General features: G+C 44.3%; 1 pseudogene. It reads left to right on the forward strand.

From position 1 onward, the window contains the following. Nucleotides 1-53 precede the first annotated feature (53 nt). A pseudogene (locus R7F64_RS23795) lies at nt 54-863 on the forward strand (IS3 family transposase); the annotation flags it as partial.

An 863-nucleotide genomic window follows, 5' to 3' on the forward strand; every position in this document is an offset into this window, starting at 1 on the left:
TGTGCCGTCCTAAATAAGGTTGACACTTTCCACCCCCAAAATTGGAGAGTGTTATGAAATCAACAACTAAAAGAACTCAGCGCGATTACTCCCTCGCTTTTAAACTCACTGTAGTTGATGAGGTTGAAAAAGGAAGCCTCACTTACAAACAAGCCCAAGAGAAGTATGGCATCCAAGGTTGCTCTACGGTTTTGGTTTGGCTTCGTAAGCATGGTCGACTAGATTGGTCTAAAGGGACACCTAACTTTATGTCCAAAGGAGACTCTATGACCGAGTTCAACTCACCTCCTACACCAGAGCAACGTATTAAAGAGCTTGAAAAGCAGCTCGAAGATGCTCAACTCAAAGCCGACTTCTTTGAAGCTGTCGTGAACGTTATGGAACGTGACTATGGTGTTAGAGTGACAAAAAAGCACAAAGAAGCGTTGTCCAAGAGAAAACCATAGTAGGTTTGAGCGTTACGAAGTTTTGTCAGTTAGTACAAATCTCTCGCCAAGCTTATTATAAGCAATGCCAAACTCAATCTCGTTGTGAACATCATGAGCATACTGTCATTGGCTTTGTCCGTGAAGTCAGGCTGAAGCAGCCACGCATTGGCACGCGTAAACTGAAGTTCTTAGCAGCAACAAAGGGCATTCAAATAGGTCGCGATAAGCTCTTTGAACTTCTCAGAAAGCATCGGCTGTTAGTGAGAGCAAGACGAGCCTATCACCGAACGACTGACAGCCGTCATCGATTTTTCTGTCACCCAAACAAAGTGAAAGATGGGCTGACACCAACGAAGCCAGAACAACTGTGGGTTGCTGATATTACTTACTTGCCAACTCAAAATGGAGAGAGTTATCTCAGCTTGGTTACAGACG

This window comes from Vibrio sp. Vb1980 (assembly GCF_033338615.1).
In the GTDB taxonomy this organism is placed as follows: Bacteria; Pseudomonadota; Gammaproteobacteria; order Enterobacterales; family Vibrionaceae; genus Vibrio; species Vibrio alginolyticus.